The organism is Pseudofrankia sp. EUN1h (assembly GCF_001854645.1).
Classification (GTDB): domain Bacteria; phylum Actinomycetota; class Actinomycetes; order Frankiales; family Frankiaceae; genus Pseudofrankia; species Pseudofrankia saprophytica.
The window spans coordinates 19981-37328 of record NZ_MBLN01000043.1 but is presented as its reverse complement, the minus strand read 5'-3'; the positions used below and the strand labels follow the sequence as shown (position 1 = coordinate 37328).

The 17348-nt window shown below is 71.8% G+C and carries 19 protein-coding genes and 3 pseudogenes; 12 read left to right on the top strand and 10 right to left on the bottom strand.

All coding sequences use genetic code 11. The features are described from left to right. Positions 1 to 18: 18 nt before the first annotated feature. The 6 genes from BCD49_RS10765 to BCD49_RS10735 form a co-directional block, all read right to left on the bottom strand. On the bottom strand, positions 19 to 864 hold the full coding sequence (locus BCD49_RS10765; protein ID WP_027141399.1) for an enoyl-CoA hydratase: 846 nt from the start codon (positions 862 to 864) through the stop codon (positions 19 to 21). A gap of 382 nt (positions 865 to 1246) precedes the next feature. Continuing rightward, positions 1247 to 2404, bottom strand: coding sequence for an acyl-CoA dehydrogenase (locus tag BCD49_RS10760; RefSeq protein ID WP_071041448.1), 1158 nt, complete (start codon positions 2402 to 2404; stop codon positions 1247 to 1249). 94 nt (positions 2405 to 2498) lie between these two features. Then, positions 2499 to 3638, bottom strand: coding sequence for an acyl-CoA dehydrogenase family protein (locus BCD49_RS10755; RefSeq protein ID WP_007515593.1), 1140 nt, complete (start codon positions 3636 to 3638; stop codon positions 2499 to 2501). Further along, the gene (locus BCD49_RS10750) at positions 3638 to 4468 is read right to left on the bottom strand and encodes an enoyl-CoA hydratase family protein (protein ID WP_007515595.1); all 831 of its coding nucleotides are present in this window, start codon (positions 4466 to 4468) and stop codon (positions 3638 to 3640) included. Before BCD49_RS10750 ends, BCD49_RS10755 begins: the two co-directional genes overlap by 1 nt. A gap of 594 nt (positions 4469 to 5062) precedes the next feature. After that, entirely contained in the window at positions 5063 to 5965 is a 903-nt protein-coding gene (locus tag BCD49_RS10740; RefSeq protein ID WP_007515598.1) for an aminoglycoside phosphotransferase family protein, read from the bottom strand. Positions 5966 to 6091: 126 nt separating this feature from the next. Then, the gene (locus tag BCD49_RS10735) at positions 6092 to 6337 is read right to left on the bottom strand and encodes a hypothetical protein (RefSeq protein ID WP_007515599.1); all 246 of its coding nucleotides are present in this window, start codon (positions 6335 to 6337) and stop codon (positions 6092 to 6094) included. Positions 6338 to 6424: 87 nt separating this feature from the next. Between BCD49_RS10735 and BCD49_RS42120 the strand changes: the two are divergent. Beyond that, a pseudogene (locus BCD49_RS42120) lies at positions 6425 to 6593 on the top strand (transposase); the annotation flags it as partial. Positions 6594 to 6840: 247 nt separating this feature from the next. Here BCD49_RS42120 and BCD49_RS10730 read toward each other — a convergent pair. Next, positions 6841 to 7542, bottom strand: a complete 702-nt coding sequence (locus BCD49_RS10730) for an NAD(P)-dependent oxidoreductase (protein ID WP_083401375.1) — start codon at positions 7540 to 7542, stop codon at positions 6841 to 6843. Next, positions 7454 to 8041 carry a TetR/AcrR family transcriptional regulator gene (locus BCD49_RS44975; protein WP_007515602.1) on the bottom strand — a complete coding sequence of 196 codons (588 nt, stop codon included), beginning with the start codon at positions 8039 to 8041 and terminating at the stop codon, positions 7454 to 7456. Before BCD49_RS44975 ends, BCD49_RS10730 begins: the two co-directional genes overlap by 89 nt. An 84-nt stretch (positions 8042 to 8125) precedes the next feature. Between BCD49_RS44975 and BCD49_RS10720 the strand changes: the two genes are divergently transcribed. The 9 genes and pseudogenes from BCD49_RS10720 (at position 8126) to BCD49_RS10695 (ending at position 14048) form a co-directional block, all read left to right on the top strand. After that, positions 8126 to 8797 carry a DsbA family oxidoreductase gene (locus tag BCD49_RS10720; protein WP_007515603.1) on the top strand — a complete coding sequence of 224 codons (672 nt, stop codon included), beginning with the start codon at positions 8126 to 8128 and terminating at the stop codon, positions 8795 to 8797. Then, complete coding sequence (locus BCD49_RS43490) at positions 8790 to 8942, top strand: hypothetical protein (protein ID WP_007515604.1); 153 nt, start codon at positions 8790 to 8792, stop codon at positions 8940 to 8942. Before BCD49_RS10720 ends, BCD49_RS43490 begins: the two co-directional genes overlap by 8 nt. An 82-nt stretch (positions 8943 to 9024) precedes the next feature. Further along, positions 9025 to 9192 (top strand): annotated as a pseudogene (locus tag BCD49_RS10715) (SDR family NAD(P)-dependent oxidoreductase); the annotation flags it as partial. A gap of 62 nt (positions 9193 to 9254) precedes the next feature. Further along, a pseudogene (locus BCD49_RS46375) lies at positions 9255 to 9797 on the top strand (phosphatase PAP2 family protein); the annotation flags it as partial. Positions 9798 to 9902: 105 nt separating this feature from the next. Further along, the gene (locus tag BCD49_RS10710) at positions 9903 to 11402 is read left to right on the top strand and encodes an MFS transporter (protein ID WP_027141398.1); all 1500 of its coding nucleotides are present in this window, start codon (positions 9903 to 9905) and stop codon (positions 11400 to 11402) included. Positions 11403 to 11664: 262 nt separating this feature from the next. Beyond that, on the top strand, positions 11665 to 11976 hold the full coding sequence (locus tag BCD49_RS46370) for a hypothetical protein (RefSeq protein ID WP_007515607.1): 312 nt from the start codon (positions 11665 to 11667) through the stop codon (positions 11974 to 11976). Positions 11977 to 12060: 84 nt separating this feature from the next. Then, positions 12061 to 12723, top strand: coding sequence for an SDR family NAD(P)-dependent oxidoreductase (locus tag BCD49_RS10700; RefSeq protein WP_007515608.1), 663 nt, complete (start codon positions 12061 to 12063; stop codon positions 12721 to 12723). 148 nt (positions 12724 to 12871) lie between these two features. After that, complete coding sequence (locus tag BCD49_RS43105; RefSeq protein ID WP_157845334.1) at positions 12872 to 13147, top strand: hypothetical protein; 276 nt, start codon at positions 12872 to 12874, stop codon at positions 13145 to 13147. Between the two features lie 73 nt (positions 13148 to 13220). Beyond that, on the top strand, positions 13221 to 14048 hold the full coding sequence (locus BCD49_RS10695; RefSeq protein ID WP_007515610.1) for a hypothetical protein: 828 nt from the start codon (positions 13221 to 13223) through the stop codon (positions 14046 to 14048). A 183-nt stretch (positions 14049 to 14231) separates the two neighbouring features. Here the strand turns inward: BCD49_RS10695 and BCD49_RS10690 are convergent, their stop codons facing one another. Further along, the gene (locus tag BCD49_RS10690) at positions 14232 to 14888 is read right to left on the bottom strand and encodes a helix-turn-helix domain-containing protein (protein ID WP_007515612.1); all 657 of its coding nucleotides are present in this window, start codon (positions 14886 to 14888) and stop codon (positions 14232 to 14234) included. 442 nt (positions 14889 to 15330) lie between these two features. Between BCD49_RS10690 and BCD49_RS10685 the strand changes: the two genes are divergently transcribed. Then, a complete protein-coding gene (locus BCD49_RS10685; RefSeq protein ID WP_007515613.1) occupies positions 15331 to 15990 on the top strand; it encodes an HAD family hydrolase in 660 nt (219 codons plus the stop codon). Between the two features lie 211 nt (positions 15991 to 16201). Continuing rightward, positions 16202 to 16570, top strand: a complete 369-nt coding sequence (locus BCD49_RS10680; protein ID WP_007515614.1) for an FKBP-type peptidyl-prolyl cis-trans isomerase — start codon at positions 16202 to 16204, stop codon at positions 16568 to 16570. A 70-nt stretch (positions 16571 to 16640) separates the two neighbouring features. Here the strand turns inward: BCD49_RS10680 and BCD49_RS10675 are convergent, their stop codons facing one another. Further along, positions 16641 to 17246: an FMN-binding negative transcriptional regulator gene (locus tag BCD49_RS10675; protein WP_007515615.1), complete on the bottom strand. Its 606-nt coding sequence runs from the start codon at positions 17244 to 17246 to the stop codon at positions 16641 to 16643. Between the last annotated feature and the right edge of the window lie 102 nt (positions 17247 to 17348).

The window sequence follows — 17348 nt, the reverse complement described above, 5'->3', positions numbered from 1 at the left end:
ATGGCGGGGGCGGGACGGTCAGGTGCCGGATTCGCTGGCGCGGCGGGCGTCGCGCATGGAGCGGGCATCCTGGCCGGCGAGGGAGTCGGCGCCGACCTCGGCGTTGTGGGCGTGGGCCAGGTGGTGCAGGCCGAAGACGGAGTCCATGCCGGTCTGCAGTCCCATCAGGTCCTCGGCCTGGTTGACGGCCTTCTTGGTGAGGGCGAGGCCGAGACGCGGCATGGTGGCGATCCGCTCGGCGATCGACGTCACGTCGGCGGCCAGCTCGGCGCGTGGGACCACCCGGTTGACCATGCCCAGCGCAAGGGCCCGCTGGGCGTCGAACCGTTCGCCGAGGAACAGGAACTCCTTGGCGGCCCGCGGGCCCATCACCCATGGGTGGGCGAAGTACTCGACGCCGGGAATGCCCATCCGCACCACGGGGTCGGCGAAGAACGCGTCGTCCGAGGCGACGATCAGGTCGCAGACCCAGGCGAGCATCAGCCCGCCGGCGATACAGGCGCCGTGGACCTGGGCGATCACCGGCTTCGGCAGCTCCCGCCACCGCCGGCACATCCCCAGGTAGACCTCCTGCTCCCGGGCGAACCGGCTCTGGGCACCGCTCTCACCGACGTGGTCCCACCACAGGCCCGCGCGTCGGTCGAACGACCGGTCGATGTCGCGCCCCGGCGTCCCGATGTCGTGACCGGCGCTGAAATGCCTGCCCGCGCCCGCCAGGATGATCACCTTGACGGCCGGGTCGGCCGCCGCCCGGTAGAAGGCGTCGTCGAGCGCGTAGGTCATCTTCGAGTTCTGCGCGTTGCGGAACTCCGGCCGGTTCATCGTGACCCGCGCGATCGCGCCGTCCACCTCGTAGAGCACCACCGGTACCTCGGTGGCAGTGACGACGGCCGCGTCGGGCTCCGGCTCGCTCCTCGCCCCGGCATCGGCCCCGGCAGCTGGCGTGGGCGCGGCGGGGTCGAGGGCGGGGGCCGTGGCCTGCTCGGTGCGCGCCGGCTGGCTCTGCGCGCCGATGCCCGCGACCCGGGTGGCGTCCGCGGCCTGCGCCAGCGCCGTCGTGTCGGCGACCGTGGCCACAGGGGGGAGATCCGGCGCCGCCGGCCGGAAGGTCCGCTCGGTCATCGCGATCTCCTTCGCTCGCGCGGCTCGCCGTGCCCGGGGCCGCGCCACCTTGGTGATGAGTGTGGTTCACCGCGTCGCCCGCCATCGGGGAAACGGGACAGGTTCCATGCCGCCGCCACGCTCGTTATGGCGCCTCAGCAGCCGCGGCCGCGTCCCGCAGGCCGAGGCCGCGGGCCAGGTAGGCGCGATGCCAGGCCGGGTCGCCAAAGGCGGGGATGAGCGCCCAGGCGCGCTTGGCGAACAGGTGCAGGTCGTACTCGGTGGTGTAGGCGATCGCGCCGTGGCACTGGATCGACGCCCGGGCCGCCAGCCGGGCGGCGTCCGCGGCCAGCACCTTCGCGACGCTGGTCCCGTCCCGCCCGTCCCGCCCGTCCCGCGCCTCCGGTGGCGGACCGGCGGCGAGACCGCGGGTGGGGGAGTGGGCGTCKGCCTGTTCCCAGCCGGCGGCGAGCACGGCCGGGCGGGCGAACTCGACCGCGAGGTGCGCCGACGCGAGTGCGTGCTTGATCGCCTGGAAGCTGCCGATCGGGACGCCGAACTGCTGGCGCTGCTTCACGTACGCGACCGTGATCGACAGCATCCGGGCGGCCAGACCCACCAGCACCGCGGACGTTCCGAGCGCCGTCCGCCACCATGCCGCGTCGGCGGCGGACCGGGCGGCCTCGGGGTCGCGCACCAGCACAGTGCCGGCGTCGTCGGCCGGCGCGGCCATGAGCCGGGCCAGCGCCCGGGCGCCGTCGACGGTCGTCACCGGCTCCAACGCCAGCTCACMGGCGGCGAACAGCCGTAAGCCGCCCCCGGGCGAGCTGGAGCGGCCTACGGGAAGGATGACCAGATCGGCCTGCTGGCCATGCGGAACCAGCGTCTCGCCGGCCGCCGTGGTGGTGCCGACCGTGGTGGCGCCGACTGCGACGAGGGCCCGGCCGGCGAGGACGTCGGGCAGCGCGGGATGGTCGGCGGCGGCCAGCAGCGGGGCCGCGTAGATGATCGTCTCGACGGCGGGCACCGGCAGGCCGACGTAGCCGACGCGCTCCAGCAGCGGGACGACGTGCCCGAGGTCGAGCCCCAGCCCACCGGCGTCCTCGCCGACGAGCGCGCCGACCACTCCCTGGTCGGCGAGCGTCGTCCACACCTTGCGCATCTGCTCCGGCCCGGCCGGGCGGAAGCCTCGGCCGGCGTCGGGCCAGGCGGCGCGGATCAGGTCGGGCGTCGCCTCGGCGTCGAGGACCGCGCCCGCCGCCGCGAGCAGCGCCACCGCCTCCTGGTCGAGCTCGAAGTCCATCCGGCCCCCTTTCTCCGGTCTGGTCTGGTCCGTCTGGTCGTGCTTTCGGTCCTGTCGTGCTTCTTTGGTCGGTCTTGCTTTCGGCCGGGGCGGGTCAGGCGCGGGGCAGGCCGAGCAGGCGTTCCGCGACGACGTTGCGCTGGATCTCGTTCGTCCCGGCGTAGATCGGGCCAGACAGCGAGAACAGGAAGCCTCGGCTCCACGGCCCGTCCACCTCGGCGCCCTCGCCGAGCAGGTCCAGCGCGGTCTCGTGGATGCGGACGTCCATCTCCGACCAGAACAGCTTGTTCAGGCTGGACGCGGGCCCCGGCTGGCGGCCGCGCAGCATGCCGCTGACCTGGTGGAGCGTGAACAGCTGGTATGCCCGCGCGTCGATGTGGGCCTGCACGACCCGGTCGCGCAGGGCGGGCGAGGCGCCGCCGGGGACGGAGCGGGCGAGCTCGACCAGCCGGTTCGCCGTGGCCAGGAACCGGCCAGGCGGGCGCAGGGTCAGGCCCCGCTCGGAGCCGGTGGTCGCCATGGCGACCTGCCAGCCCTTGCCAACGCCGCCGAGCACGTTCTCGTCCGGGACGAACACGTCGTCGAGGAACACCTCGGCGAAGCCCTCGTCGCCGTCGAGCCGGTCGAAGCCGCGGACCGTCACCCCCGGCGCGTCCAGCGGCACCAGGAAATAGGTCAGGCCGCGATGCCGGCCGGCCGTCGGGTCGGTGCGGAACAGGCCGAACAGGTGGGTGCAGAACGCGCCGCGGGTCGTCCATGTCTTCTGACCGGACAGCCGCCAGCCGCCGCGCTCGTCGTCTCGCACGCCAGCGGAGCGCAGCCCGGCGAGGTCGCTGCCGGCGCCCGGCTCCGACCAGCCCTGCGCCCAGGTGTCCAGCCCGGCCGCCATCCGGGGCAGGACGCGATCCTGCTGCTCCGGGGTGCCGAACTCGAACACGGTCGGGGCGAGCAGGAAGATCCCGTTCTGGGTGACCCGCTGCGGCGCGCTGGCGCGGGCGTACTCCTCCTCGAAGACCAGCCATTGCCACAGGCTTGCCTCGCGGCCGCCGTAGCGCTCCGGCCAGGAGACGACCGCCCAGCGGGCAGCGAAGAGCTTCGCCTCCCACTCCAGATGGGCGGCGAAGCCCGCGCGGGTGTCGCCGGACGGCAACGGTGCCGCCGGCACGTTCGCGCTCAGCCAGGCCCGTGCCTCGACGCGGAATGCCTCATCCTCGTCCGACCAGGTCAGGTCCATCAGGCGCGGCCGCCGTCGCCGTCGCCGGCCGGCTCGTCGCCGGCCGCGGTGTCGGCCTTCGCGTCGACCGGCTCCTGCGGCCTGGCGGGCCCGGGGGAGGAGCCGAAGCCGGCGCGCACCTCGTCGGCGACGCCGGCGAGGTTGAGCTCGAAGGTGAAGCCCTGCTCGTAGCGGTAGCTGCGCTTGACGTCCCAGGGGTCGATGCCGTTGAACGCCTCCTTCGCCATCCGGATCACCCGTGGGTCCTTCGCGGCGATCTCGGCGGCGAGCGCGTGCGCGGCGTCGCGCAGCCGCGCGCGGGGGACGACGGTGTGGACGGAGCCGAAGGCGTGCAGTTCGGCCGCGGTCGCCGTGGCGGAGGTGTACATCATCGCCCGGGCCTTGAGCTGCGGGACGAGCCGGGAGAGATGGGTCGCGGCGCCGAGCGCGCCCCGGTCGACCTCGGGGAGCCCGAAGGTGGCGTCCTCGCTCGCGACGATCACGTCCGCGTTGCCCACCAGCCCGATCCCGCCGCCGAGGCAGAAACCGTGCACGGCGACGACCACCGGCACCGGGCAGTCGTAGACCGCGGCGAACGCGGCGAAGCAGCCGCGGTTCGCGCCGATGAGCGCGCCATGGCCCGGATCGCGCTGGATCTCCTTGATATCCACGCCCGCGTTGAACCCGCGGCCCTCAGCTCGCAGCACCACCACCCGTACCGCCGGGTTGGCGCCGGCCGCGCGCAACTCATCCGCGAGGGCGTACCACCCGGCCACCGGCAGCGCGTTCACCGGCGGGTAGTCGACGACGATCTCGGCGATTCCCGCGCCGTCCACCACCGTCGTGATCATTTTGCCTCCAGCACCCAGGTCGCCATGCCCGTCGATCGTCGGCGCGCCCGGGCCCTCGCCGTCCGTGACGCGCCCCGAACCCCCGGAGGCTTCCGCACCGTGTGGACTCTAACAAGCGCTTGGTTGGCAAACCACCGGTTGCGGCCGGCCGGGCCTATGGCCGGTGTAGGTTCCCCCGTTGATCAACGGGGGAACCTACACTCTCCAGACCGGAGTCGGCGTGCTCCACTACGGCTGGCGGGATCCCTATGCCGGAGCGGCGACGTCCATGGTCGTGYGTATCCCCAGATCAGCCGCCGCAGCTTCACCGTCGTCGGACCCGTCGACGAGGTGGTGGAAGCGGTGACCGGGCTCCTGGTGACCTGCCACTACTTCTATCGCCCTCCMGGGCGCGGGGCGGCGGCCGTTGCCTGGCGTGAGGAACGACCCGACCTCGTCGCGGCTGCGGCGGAGCCGTCTGTCGCCTTGGCGATCTCGCGTGCTGTCGAGCGCGGGGCCAGCGTCGATGCGCTGATCGACGAGCTGCGGCCCCTGCTCGGAGCGATAGCACTGGGATCTTGAAGGTCGTCCCGTGAGCTCGGGCACCAGCCCCGATCAGCTAGCCAGGGCGTGTGCGATCTCCCAGGCGATCGCTTCGAACTGGCTGTCGTGCTGGGCATGGCCCCAGAGCGCGTCATCGACGCTGCGGACGAAGCTCCAGGCGTGGACTTTCGTCCGGTCGAGTCCGTTGGCTTCCGCGAGGGTGTCGATCCGCCAGCGGACTGCGTGGGTGGGCTGGCGGCTGGCGGTGATGTCGTCCCAGCGGTTCCGCAGCAGTGGTAGCAGGTCGTATTCGGGAGCGCCGGCGAGTGGTTTGGGGTCGATGGCGTTCCAGGGCTGGCGGGCGCCGGCGAGGACGTTGGCGAAGTGAAAGTCGCCGTGCAGCAGGACCTGAGGCGCGGTGTCGCGCGCGAGGTGGCCGCAGGTCTCGGTCGCTGCGTCGATGAGGCGGGCGGGTCCCGGTTCGCCGAGTCGGCGCCATTCGTAGGACAGCGTCTGTTGCCACCGCTCGGCGGTCGCCGCGGTCGTCGGCAGGCCGGCCGGAGCAGGGATGTGCAACTCGTGTAGGACCGACGCAGCGACACGGAGGGCGTGGGCAATCGGCTGGTGCTCCAGGGTGGTGGAGGCGTCGAGGCGTTCGAGGAGCATCGCGCCTCGCCGCTGATCGACAGCTAGGAGCAGGACCGCGCCGTGGCCTGACCAGGCCTGCAGCGCGGCTGGCTCGTGGCGGGTTTCCTCGTCGGGCCAGGAGACCTTCAGCATGCAGTCCTCGCTGGTGTGCCGCCGGACGGGCAGCACGAGTGCGACCTGGCCGTGCCTTGGATCGCCGGCCTCTTCCAGGCCCCAGACGGTGAGCACGTCGGCGATGAGGGCGGGAAGTTGTTCGAGCCAGCGGCGGCCGGCGTCGCCCTCACGGGCTGCCGTCAGCGCTGTGAAGGCTGGCGGTATGCGGATCACGCCCTGAACTCAACACTCAACCGGACGTCGGCGTTGCGGGCGGGCGGCTGCCGGGCGGTCTGGTCATGGCGTCGGCCACTGCTGGCAGTCCCGCGCGGCGGGCGCTCCGGTGCGGCGGCTTGGGGGCTATGGCCAGAGGAGTCGCATGATGTCCATCAGGGTCGGGCTGGTGTTCCTGGCCAGTTGCTTCCGGTCCTGCGAGCGGGGTTTTCTGAGCAGAGGACGCAGGTCGTCGACGGCCGGCCCCGGGTCGGGGAGTTCGAGTATCCGCAGCGCGGTGGTCGTGCTCGCCGCAGCCACCGCGGCGCGGACGGGAGCACGGCCATGGACGGGGTTGATGCCGGCGGGTTCGCGGAGGTAAGCGGTGCGCACGTCCGTCGGTAGCGGGCTCTGGGGTCCGCCGAGGGCGCGGTAGTCGATCTTCCTTACTAGGCCGTTTCTCGTGGATCAAGATAGTTCGGCCGGCCACCGAAGTTCGACAAGAAGCGCTACAAGAACCGCAACGTCGTCGGAGCGGTTCTTCAACCGGCTCAAGCAGTGGCGCGCGCTGGCGACCCGCTACACCAAGCGCGCCCACTACTTCTACAACGAGATCATCATTGCGTCGATCTTCATCTGGCTCAGATGATCCACGAGAAACGGCCTAGCCGTCGCAGGGACGACTGAGCTGGCCGACGCCTACGCCGCCGCGAACCTGGACGAGCTGCCGGTGGACCGGGCGATCGCCCGGATCGTCAGACAACCGTGACGATGTTTCTCGACGGCACACGCAAGGCATAGATCGCGGCGCAGGTCCGCCTTTCAGACCTTCGCGGCGGTCTGCACGGTCCTGCCCCAGGGGAAGCTCTGGCGTTGCGTTGCCCGGCACGGGGCGGTCAGCCTGGCGAGTTCCACACCAGTGGCGCCTGCTGGATCCAGGTGTCTTGCTCCACGGCGTCAAGGAGGAATCCGGCGAGGTCGGCGCGGTTGATCCGACGACCGGGCTTGGCGGTGCCGGCCTCGGCCGCTCGCACATGGCCCGCACCTGGTTTGTCGCTGAGCACGACGGCCCTGGCCAGGGTCCAGTCGGTGCCGGAGGCGCGAACGACACTGTCGACGCCGGTGTGATCGTCAAAGGAGAACTTGACGTTGGACAGCTTAATGGCGGCCTTGGCCACGGGGTTGAGCCGTGCCCAGTCATCCCCGGCGCCCTGGGTGGAGACCAGGACGATCCGTCGAATTCCCTCCTCGCCCATCACGGCCAGGGTGTCGCGGGCAGCGTCGGTCATGAAGGCGGGCGGGCTGATGGGCTTGGCCCAGGGATTGTCGGAGGCGCGGGCGTTGTTGAGTGCGCTGATCACCGCGTCGGTTCCCTGGGCGGCCTTGCGGATGTCGTCGATGTTCGCGGGCGTGCCTTGGATCAGCTCGACCCCAGCTGGGGCCTGGACGGCGGCAGGATTGCGCACAAGCGCCCGGACGCGGTGGCCGCGGGCCTGATGGCGGTCCTCGTCAGCGGGGGGCGGTCCAGGCCGACTCCAGGGCGCGGTCGAGGACCTGGCGCCAACCCTCCGGGGCGGCGGGGGCCCGGCTGGCCGCACCCGCCAGCCACAGCAGGCAGAACAGATCGTCCTCTGTGAAGCTCGACGAGAGTGATCCCTCGTCATGCGCCGCGCGCACGAGGTCCCGTCCGAGCGCGGCCGCGCGGTCACATTCGCCCTGCAACGCCAGCGCGTCCGGGTACCGGCGCAGGAACGCGTCGTTCAGGGCGGGATCGGCGACCTGGATGTCGATCATCGCGTGGACGAACGTCTCCAGGCGCTCCCGCGCCGTCTCCTTCGCCTGAACGCTGGTTCCCAGGGTCTGCAGCTTCCGGGCGGCGATGTCGGGCATGACCGCGTCGATGAGGCCCTCGCGGGAGCCGAAGCGGTGGTAGAGGGTGCCGATGCTGACGCCCGCGGCCCGGGCGATCTCGCCGAGCGACGCGTCGAGCCCCGTGGTCAGGAAGATCTCGAGCGCGGCGGCGCGCAGTTTCGCGGCGTTGTCCCGCGCGTCACGCCGTACGGCCTTCGGTTCCGCCTTCGCTTCCGTCATGTCCATCCCGACTCATTTTGAGGGCTACTCAAGTTAGCTGGTAGCCTCCGATCCTGAGAGACCCTCAACTTACTGGAAGGTGGTCCTCCGATGACGCCGTCCGCGGATGCCCCGACATCCACCCGACTGACGATCGACATGTGGGCGGACGTGCTCTGCCCCTGGTGCTACATCGGCGAGCACCGCCTGAGCCTGGCCATCGAGCGGTCCCGGCACGCGGCGGACATCGACCTGCGGACCCGTACCTTCCAGCTCGACCCGACGGCCACGACGGCCGTCTCGCCGACCGTCGACCACCTGGCCAGCAAGTTCGGCGTGCCCGCCGCGCAGGCCCGCGCGATCGAGGAGGGCATGGCCGCGGAGGCCGTGCGCGACGGCCTGCCCTACGCGGTCGACCGCCCCTATAGCGGCACATTCGACATGCTGCGCCTCGTGCACCTCGGCGCGGAGCACGGCGTCGCCTGGGAGTACCTGCGCGGCCTGCAGGCCGAGGTGTTCACCGGCAACCAGGAGGCGTTCGCGCCCGACACCCTCGTTCGGGTCGGCGAGAACCTCGGCATCCCGGCCGACGAGATCCGCGACGTGCTCGCGACCGACCGCTACGCCCAGGCCGTGCGCGCCGACCACGACGCCGCCGTGCGGCTGGGCGCGCGCGGCGTGCCGGTCACCGTCCTCGGCGAGCGGCTCGGCATCCCCGGGGCGGTCAGCGTCAGCCAGTACGCCAGCGCCATCGACCGGGCCTGGGAGCAGATCCATGGCTGACGAGAGACCCACGCCCGAGGCGCCGCTGGAGTTCCTGGTCCAGGACGAGCCGATCGGCTACTGCGACGCCGAGACCGGGATCTGCGCCCCGGCCGCGGAAGTCGTGTCCACCACTGGCCCCGAGAGCGGCTCGCCGGAGCGTTGACACTCCGGCCCCGGCGGCGGCCGCCGGCAGCCCTCGTACGTCACCCACCGTTTCAGCCACCCATCAACCAGAAGAGAGCGATATGCCTGTCATCGCCATCGTCGGAGCCGGCCCCGGCATGGGGCTCGAGATCGCCCGCGCCTTCGGCGAGAAGGGCTTCACCGTCGCCCTGGTAGCCCGCACCGCCGCCAACCTCGACGCGCTCGTCTCCACGCTCACCGGCGAGGGCATCGAGGCCGCCGGGTTCACCACCGCGATGGCCGCCGCCGCCTGATCGCGGCGGCTCCTCGAGCCCCGATCCATCGGAAGGAGGTGCGGAACGGGGACCCGGCCGCCGCCGACCGCCACGGCCGAACACTGAGCGGTTGGGAACGCGCGTGGCACCTGGCTCCGGAGCATGCGCTCAACCAGTTCCTCTGGCATGTGCCGCCGCTTGCCGTGATCGCCAGCTACTTCTACGCCGCCCTGCATTTCGTCGTCACGCCGGCGGTCCTGATCTGGCTGTACCGCCGCCATCCCGACAGCTACCGCGCGGCCCGCACGACGCTCGCCGTCGCGACCCTCGTCGCTCTCCTGGGCTTCTGGCTCTTCCCCACGACACCGCCGCGACTGCTGCCCGGCGGCGCCTTCCACGACACGCTCGCCGACACCCACCGCTGGGGCTGGTGGGCCGGAGAGGGCAGCGCACCCCGCGGTTTCGGCAGCCTCACCAACCAGCTCGCGGCCATGCCGTCCCTGCACGTGGGGTGGGCGCTGTGGTCGGGCTGGCTCATCGCCCGTCACGCCCGCAGGCCCGTGATCCGAGCCCTGGGCGTCGTCTACCCGCCGCTGACCGCGCTCGTGGTCATGGGCACCGCCAACCACTACCTCCTCGATGCCATCGCCGGCGGCGTCGTCGTGGCCCTCGCCGCCGCGGCCGTCCGCTCGTTCTCCCACACCCAGCACGCGAAGGAGACTCCCGTGACCCTCGACACCACACCCGCCGACACCGCACCCGCCGACAGGGGCCACCCCCCCAACCCGCACCATGCGCGCCGGTGGCTGATCCTGGGCGTCCTCGGGATCGCCCAGCTCATGGTCGTCCTGGACGCCACCATCGTGAACATCGCGCTGCCGTCCGCGCAGAGTGCGCTGCACTTCTCCGACTCTTCGCGACAGTGGGTGATCACTGCCTACGCGCTCGCGTTCGGCAGCCTGCTGCTGCTCGGAGGCCGGATCGGCGACCTGTTCGGCCGCAAGCGGATCTTCCTGATCGGGCTCGTCGGGTTCGCCGCGGCATCCGCGCTCGGCGGTGCCGCATCCAGCTTCGAGGTGCTCGTCGTCGCCCGCGCCCTACAGGGGCTGTTTGGCGCCCTCGTCGCTCCGGCCGGGCTGTCGCTGCTGGCCACCACGTTCACCGACCCCGACGAACGCGGCAAGGCGTTCGGGATCTACAGCGCGATCGCCGGCGCCGGCGGCGCCATCGGTCTCCTGCTCGGCGGGGTCCTCACCGAATACCTGTCCTGGCGCTGGTCCCTCTACGTCAACGTCGGCTTCGCCGCCGCCGCCGCCGTCGGCGCGCTCATCCTCCTGCATCACGAGCGGTCCGCCGACCGGCCCCACCTCGACATTCCCGGCGCCGTGACCGTCTCCGGCGCACTGTTCGCCCTCGTCTACGGCCTGTCCCACGCCGACACGGACGGCTGGCGCGACACCACCACCCTCGCGTTCCTCGCCGCCGGCGCCGCCGGACTCGCCGTGTTCACCATGCTGCAGGCCCGGGTCGCCCACCCGCTGCTGCCGCTGCGGGTGCTGCGCGACCGCGACCGCGGCGGCTCCCTGCTCGCCATGCTCACCGTCAGCGTCGGCATGTTCGCGGTGTTCCTGTTCCTCACCTACTACCTGCGCAACACCCTGGGCTACTCCGCGATCAGGACCGGGTTCGCGTTCCTCCCGTTGGTCGGCGCGACGGCGGTCGGCGCCACGCTCGCCACCAGCACGCTGGAGCCCCGCCTCGGTTCCCGACGACTCGTCGCCGCGGGCTTCATCATCGCCGCCGGCGGCATGGCCTGGCTCGCGCAGCTCACCCTGCACGCCACCTACGCCACCCAGATCCTGCCGCCCCTGATCGTGGTCGGCGCCGGGAGCGGCCTGATCTTCGCCTCCACCATAGCCGGCGCGACCCTCGGCGTCGGGGCCGAGGACTCCGGCGTCGCCTCCGCCGCCGTCAACACCGCCCAACAGGTCGGCGGCTCCATCGGCACAGCGCTGCTGTCCACCATCGCCGCCAGCGCCGCCAGCGACTACCTCACCAGCCACCCCGCCAGCGGCACCGCCGCCGCCCACGCGACCCTCAGCGGCTACACGACCGCCTTCTGGTGGACCGCGACGATCTTCGCCGCCGCCGCGGTGGTCATCGGCGCGCTCCTACGCCCCGGCACCCGGCCCGCCGAGGAAGGGGCCCCCGTGCTCGTCCTTTGAGCCTTCGCCATCTTCGAACGTGCTGGTCGGAGGTGCTGGCGTGACGCTCCATGGGTTTGCTGGTGCTGGTCACGGGCGGAAGTCTGCGGATCGTCCGTCACCGGTTGGCGCCCGACGGCCGACCTGCGTGGCCCGTAGGCCCTGCGGATCACCGTGGACGGCGTCCGCCTGGCCTGACCCAATCCCAGGCGGCACATGAGAGTGAGGCCTGGCTCTTCCTCACCATGATCGAGCCATCTCGTTCGAGGGCAGGGTCGCCATCGTGACCGGCGCCGGCGGCGGTCTGGGTCGCACCCACGCCCTCGACCTCGCCGCGCGCGGCGCCAAGGTCGTCGTCAACGACCTCGGCGGCACGATCGCGGGCGACGAGCCTCTCGCCACCGCAGACGACGTGCGGAGGCACATCGCCCGCATCCGCGACCAGGACGGCTACCACGTCCGCGCGACATTCCGACCGGAAGCGCCCGCACCCGGTGAAGATCCAGGGGCCGGCCCTTCCGTCGCCACCGCCAAGTCTGAGGCCGGCTGCAGCCGGTGGATCGGTGGACGAGACCGCCGATCCACCGGCTGCTGAGCCGCCCAGGAATGACGGCGGCCGCCGGCAGCCCTCGTACGTCACCCACGGTTTCAGCCCACCCATCAACCAGAAGAGAGCGACATGCCTGTCATCGCCATCGTCGGAGCCGGCCCCGGCATGGGGCTCGAGATCGCCCGCGCCTTCGGCAAGAAGGGCTTCACCGTCGCCCTGATAGCCCGCACCGCCACCAACCTCGACGCGCTCGTCTCCACGCTCACCGGCGAGGGCATCGAGGCCGCCGGGTTCCCGGCGGACCTCAGCGAGCCCGAGACCGTCACCAAGGCGTTCGCGGCCCTCAAGGAGCGGTACGGCGCGGTCGACGTGTTCGAGTTCTCGCCCGCCGACCGGGCGCTCGCCCCGGTCGGGGTCCTCGACGTCACCCCGGAGACCCTCCAGCCGCAGCTGGACCTCTACCTCACCGGCGCGATCCACGCCGTGCGGCAGGTAGTCCACGACATGATCGCCGCCAAGGCCGGCACGATCATCATCACCACCGGCGGCGGCTCCGTCGCCCCGGCTCCCTTCATGGCGAACATCAACATGGCCGCGGCAGGTCTGCGCAACTGGACCCTGAACCTGCACACCGAACTCCAGCAGCACGGCATCTACGTCGCGCACGTCGCCATCAGCGCGTGGATCGGCGGCGGCCGCCCCGACGCCGAGGCCAACGTCATCGCCGCCCGCTACGTCGACCTCTACCAGACCCGCGCCGAGCCCGAACTCCACTACATCGCCCTCGACTGACCGACGAGGTACATCAGCCACCCGCCGCGACCGGTTCCTTCACTCGTAGGTGACGTCGCGGATCCAGTGGAGCTTGGTCTCGATGGCCCAGTGGCCGCGGGCGAGGTCGGCGAGCAGGGCGGGGCTTGCCAGGTGGGTGGGCAGGCTGGTGACGGCGTGGACGGCCTTGGCCGTTGTCGAACAGCAGCCAGACCTCCTTGAAGGCGTCCTCGCAGAACGGCCATCGGAAGCTGGTAAGTCAGCACTGCGCCTAGTGACGCCCAGCCCGGGAAACCCCTGGCAGCAAGTCGCCGATCGGAAGATCGACGAGGGAACCTACAGATCCGGCGACGAGCTGGGCGCCGGATGGCTTTCGGCTGATTACTACGTGCTGATGTCCGGAATTGGACTGGTCGTCGGCCGACACGCTCTGTCGCCGGACTGACGGCGCGAAACGTGGTGATCGGATCAAAACGTCCGCACAATTGGTCCGTCACCAACGGGAGGGGACCCGGGTCATGGCCAAGCACCACAGCGCCGACAGCGGCCACGTCGGCGGTCACCGCTCGCCGGCCGGCACGCCCGGCCGGCACGGCCAGGCTCGTTCCGCCGCCGGCCGTGCCGCCAGCCATTCCACCGACAGCCTCACCGGCAGGGCCGGTCGAGGCGCAACCCGGGCCGTCCGCGGACTCATGGTCGGCGCACTGGTGGCCGGACCGCTCGCGGTCCTTACGGCATTGCCTGCCCGGGCCGACAGTGCCGACACCTCCTTGTTCGACCGTCCACTGGACGTGCGGATCGACATCGACGACTCGGTTGGTCGGCCGCCGGCGTTCGACCTGGACAGGCTCGGCCAGGCGGCCAAGGACGCCGTGAGCGACCTGATGCCCGCGTCGGGAACGGGGTCCGGTTCGGGCACCACATCGGGCTCGGGCACCGCGGGCTCGGGTGTAGCGACGGGCGGAGGTACCGGCACCTCCGGAGGCTCCGCCGGAAAGGCTGGCCCGGCACCGGGCGCTCCGGCGGATGCCAATCCCGCTCCGGCGGACGGCGGCCCGGCGGCTGCCCTCGACGGGGACGGCCAGGCGACTCCGGTCGCGTCGGCGTCCACCGCGGACAGCGCGCCCGCCTCCGCTGCCTCGACTGACGCCTCGTCCGCGGCCGTCTCGGCGGTCGCCGCCGACCCGGCCGGGGGCGACGCCGACCTCGTGGTCGCCCACGGCAGTCTGCTCTCCTCGTCCGACAGCTCCGCGATCGTCGCCCTCGACGTCCTCGCGGTTCTGCTGGCGGGCGTCGGCCTGGCCGGCATTCCGGCGACGGCCCTGCTCACCCGCCGTCGTGGGTGACGGTGAGTAGTCGTCGGTCGTAGCGGAGAGTAGTCGGCGGCGGCGGTGGCCGGCCCGCGCGTTCCCAGGCCGGTCATCTGTTCCCAGGCCCGGCCATCCGCGGTCAGCGCCCAAGGACTGCCTCGTCGCCCAAGGGCTGCTTCGTGAGGGCTGCTTCGCGTGGGTCGGGGTGGGACACCGCGGTCAGGAGGGCGGCGGCTGTGCCCGCTGCGCCGGGTGGGCGTTCTCGCGGGCGACGAAGCGGAGGATCGCCTCGCGGTCGGGGCCCGGCGCGCGACGTCGGTGGGACATGTCGCTCGAACCCGGTTCGGCCCGCGTCGTCGCGGCCGGTACCGAGCCGGGGAGTGGAAGCACGCCGTCGATGATGAGCTGGCCGGGCTGGCTGTCGCCCTCCCAGGTTCCGTCGGGGTGGCGGATGAAGAGCTCTCCGGCCAGCACGGCGAAACGGGGGAGGCCGGCCGTCGCGGACTCCGGCGGGTCCGGCAACGGCGAGCCGCCAGCGAAGGGCTCGAAAAGCGGCTCGTGATCGTGAAAGCTCGCCCAGCTCGCCCAACTGGACTCCAGCCGGGTGGCCGCGGCGCGGATCCGGGTAATGCTGACACCCGCCCGCCGCAGCGCCGCGATCGTGCGGGCCTGCGCCATCTCCGTGGCCCCGGGCCGAAGCAGCCCCGACCTGCGCCAGTAGGCGATCTGGCGTTCGGTCGTGAGGCCCGGCCGTCCCATCCTCGCCGACTGTCGCCCCCGGCCCGTGGTGTCGGTGTCGGCCGCGGCCGCGGACGCCCAGGAGCTGGCGTCGGCGAGCGGCTCGCCGAAGGGTGGGAGCGCATGCCCGCCCGTCATGGGATGAATCTACGCCCGTCCGGTGTGCGGCCCGGCCGGCCCGGCGTCGCGCCTGGCGTCGGCGATCGGGCGGCGGAGCCGGCCGGTCTCGGCTCGCCGAGCCGAGAGCCGTTCGCCATGTCCGATGAGCCGGGGAGAAGCCAGGCGATGCTCTCCGGCGCGAGTGGAAGGGGGCGCGGAGCCCGCGCGGAGCCCGCGCCGGAGGGATAGCTCCCGATGTTTTCCAACGCTGGCCCCCCGTCGATGGAAAGCGGCGCGTGGCATAGCGACGAAGGCGATCTCGAACGGGACATCTAGAGCCGCGGCGAGGGTGACCTCGAAGGCAACCTCGAGGAAAAATCGGTCGCGTTCCGTCGACATCATCCATGGCAATCGGCCGTCGCTCCCGCGCGTTCGACAGGAAACCTGTCTTTGCCGGGCTGGCCATGACAGAATCCTGGTCGTGCTTCGGGGGATATTTTTTGATCTTGACGACACGCTTGTCGACCAGCAGTCGGCGGCGAGCGCGGCTGTCGTCGAATGGGCGGCCGGACACGGCGTCACCGACGACCTGGTCAGTGAGCGTTGGGCGAGCATCTCCGAGACCCATTACGCCCGCTACCAGCGCCGGGAGATCTCCTTCACCGAACAGCGGCGGGCCCGGGTACGGGAATTTCTCTCACTCCAGGTGGCGGACGACGAGGCCGACACCATCTTCGCTGGATACCTCGTCCGTTACGAGGCCGGCTGGGCGGCCTTCGACGACGCCGTTCCCGCTCTCCGCCGCGCCCGCGCGGCCGGACTGACCGTGGCCGTCTTCACGAACGGGTACGAGGAACAGCAGCGGCTCAAGCTCACCCGCCTCGGCCTGATCGACGAGATCGATCTCCTCATCGCCTCGTCCGTGCTGCCCGCGGGAAAACCCGACCCGCGCGCCTTCAGGAGCGCCCTCGACATCATCGGTGTAAAGGCCGACGAAGCCCTGATGGTCGGCGACTCCCTGGAAAAGGACATATTCGGCGCCGTCGGGGCCGGCATCAACGCGGTCCTCGTCGACCGCTATGGCACCCACCCGACAGCCGACGTCCCAAGAGTCAGCAACCTCGACGAGCTCATGTTCTGACCGTGTGGGCGAACGAACGCGGTCGGGTTCTCTGGCCGCGACCACCTGTCGCCGGTCGGGACTGCCGGTCGGGACTGCTGGTAGGGACTGCTCGCCGCTGGACGCGGTCGTCGGTCGCTGGTCGTGGCCGTGGCCGTGGTCGTCCGTGGGTGAGCGCGATCGCGGGTCGTCACACGCGGTCGGCGCGGTGCGGCGCCCATAGGGTGAGGTCATGGAGAAGCCCGAGATCAATTTCGTGGATCCCACCCCGCCCACCGGCCTGGTCATCCAGGACGTCGTCGAGGGAGACGGCGCGCCTGCGGTCGCCGGACGGACCGTGTCGGTTCACTACGTCGGCGTCGCCCACAGCTCCGGCAAGGAGTTCGACGCCTCGTACAACCGCGGCGAGCCGTTCCAGTTCCGTCTTGGCGCCGGACAGGTCATCGCCGGCTGGGACCAGGGCGTGCAGGGCATGAAGGTCGGCGGCCGGCGCCAGCTCGTCATTCCCCCGCACCTCGGTTACGGCACCCGTGGCGCCGGCGGCGTCATCAAGCCCAACGAGACCCTGATCTTCGTCGTCGACCTGCTCGGCGTCAGCTGACAGCCGCCCGCCCGGACCGACCAGCCACGGCACCGGCGAGGTGCCGCTGGCCGGTCGGCGCCGGCGGGTGTCACAGGGACCCGGACGCCAATCGCGCCCGTGCCGCCGGGTCCGACAGCTGCGCGAGCACGCCCGCGCGGTCCGCCTCGGACCTGTTCTGGCTCCACTTGGCCTTCGCCTCGACGGACTCGACGCGCAGGGAGACGCCGACGATGGCGCGCAGCATTCCCTCGATATACCGCTCGGGCGCGTCGGTGACCGCCCAGGGGTGGTCCCGGCCGGCCTCGTGCCGCTCCGTCAGCCCGGTGACGACCGCGCGCAGCCATTCCGGGTCGTCGTGCACGGTGACCGGGCCACGCAGGTGGACGGCGGAGTAGTTCCACGTCGGCACGACCCGGCCGTGCTCGGCTTTCGCCGGATACCACGACGGCGACACGTACGCCTCCGGGCCCTGGACGACGAGCAGCCCGGCCGCGCCGTCCCGCATCCGCCGCGAGTGGTCGTTCACCCGGGCGAAGTGCGCGACGACCAGGTCGGCCTCCCACAGGACCGGCAGGAGCGTCGCGTCCGCGACCCCGTCCGGCCCGACGGTCACCAGCGTTCCCGATCCGCGTTCCGCGACGAACTCGCGGATGAGCGTCTCGTCATCGACACGGTTGGCCGCGGGCACATACACCCTTCCAGCCTATGGCGTGACCGCGAGTGCTCTGCCAACCGAGAGTTCTCCCGCCGACCATGAGTGCTCTGCCGACCGTGACTGCTCCGCCGACAGCGCGAG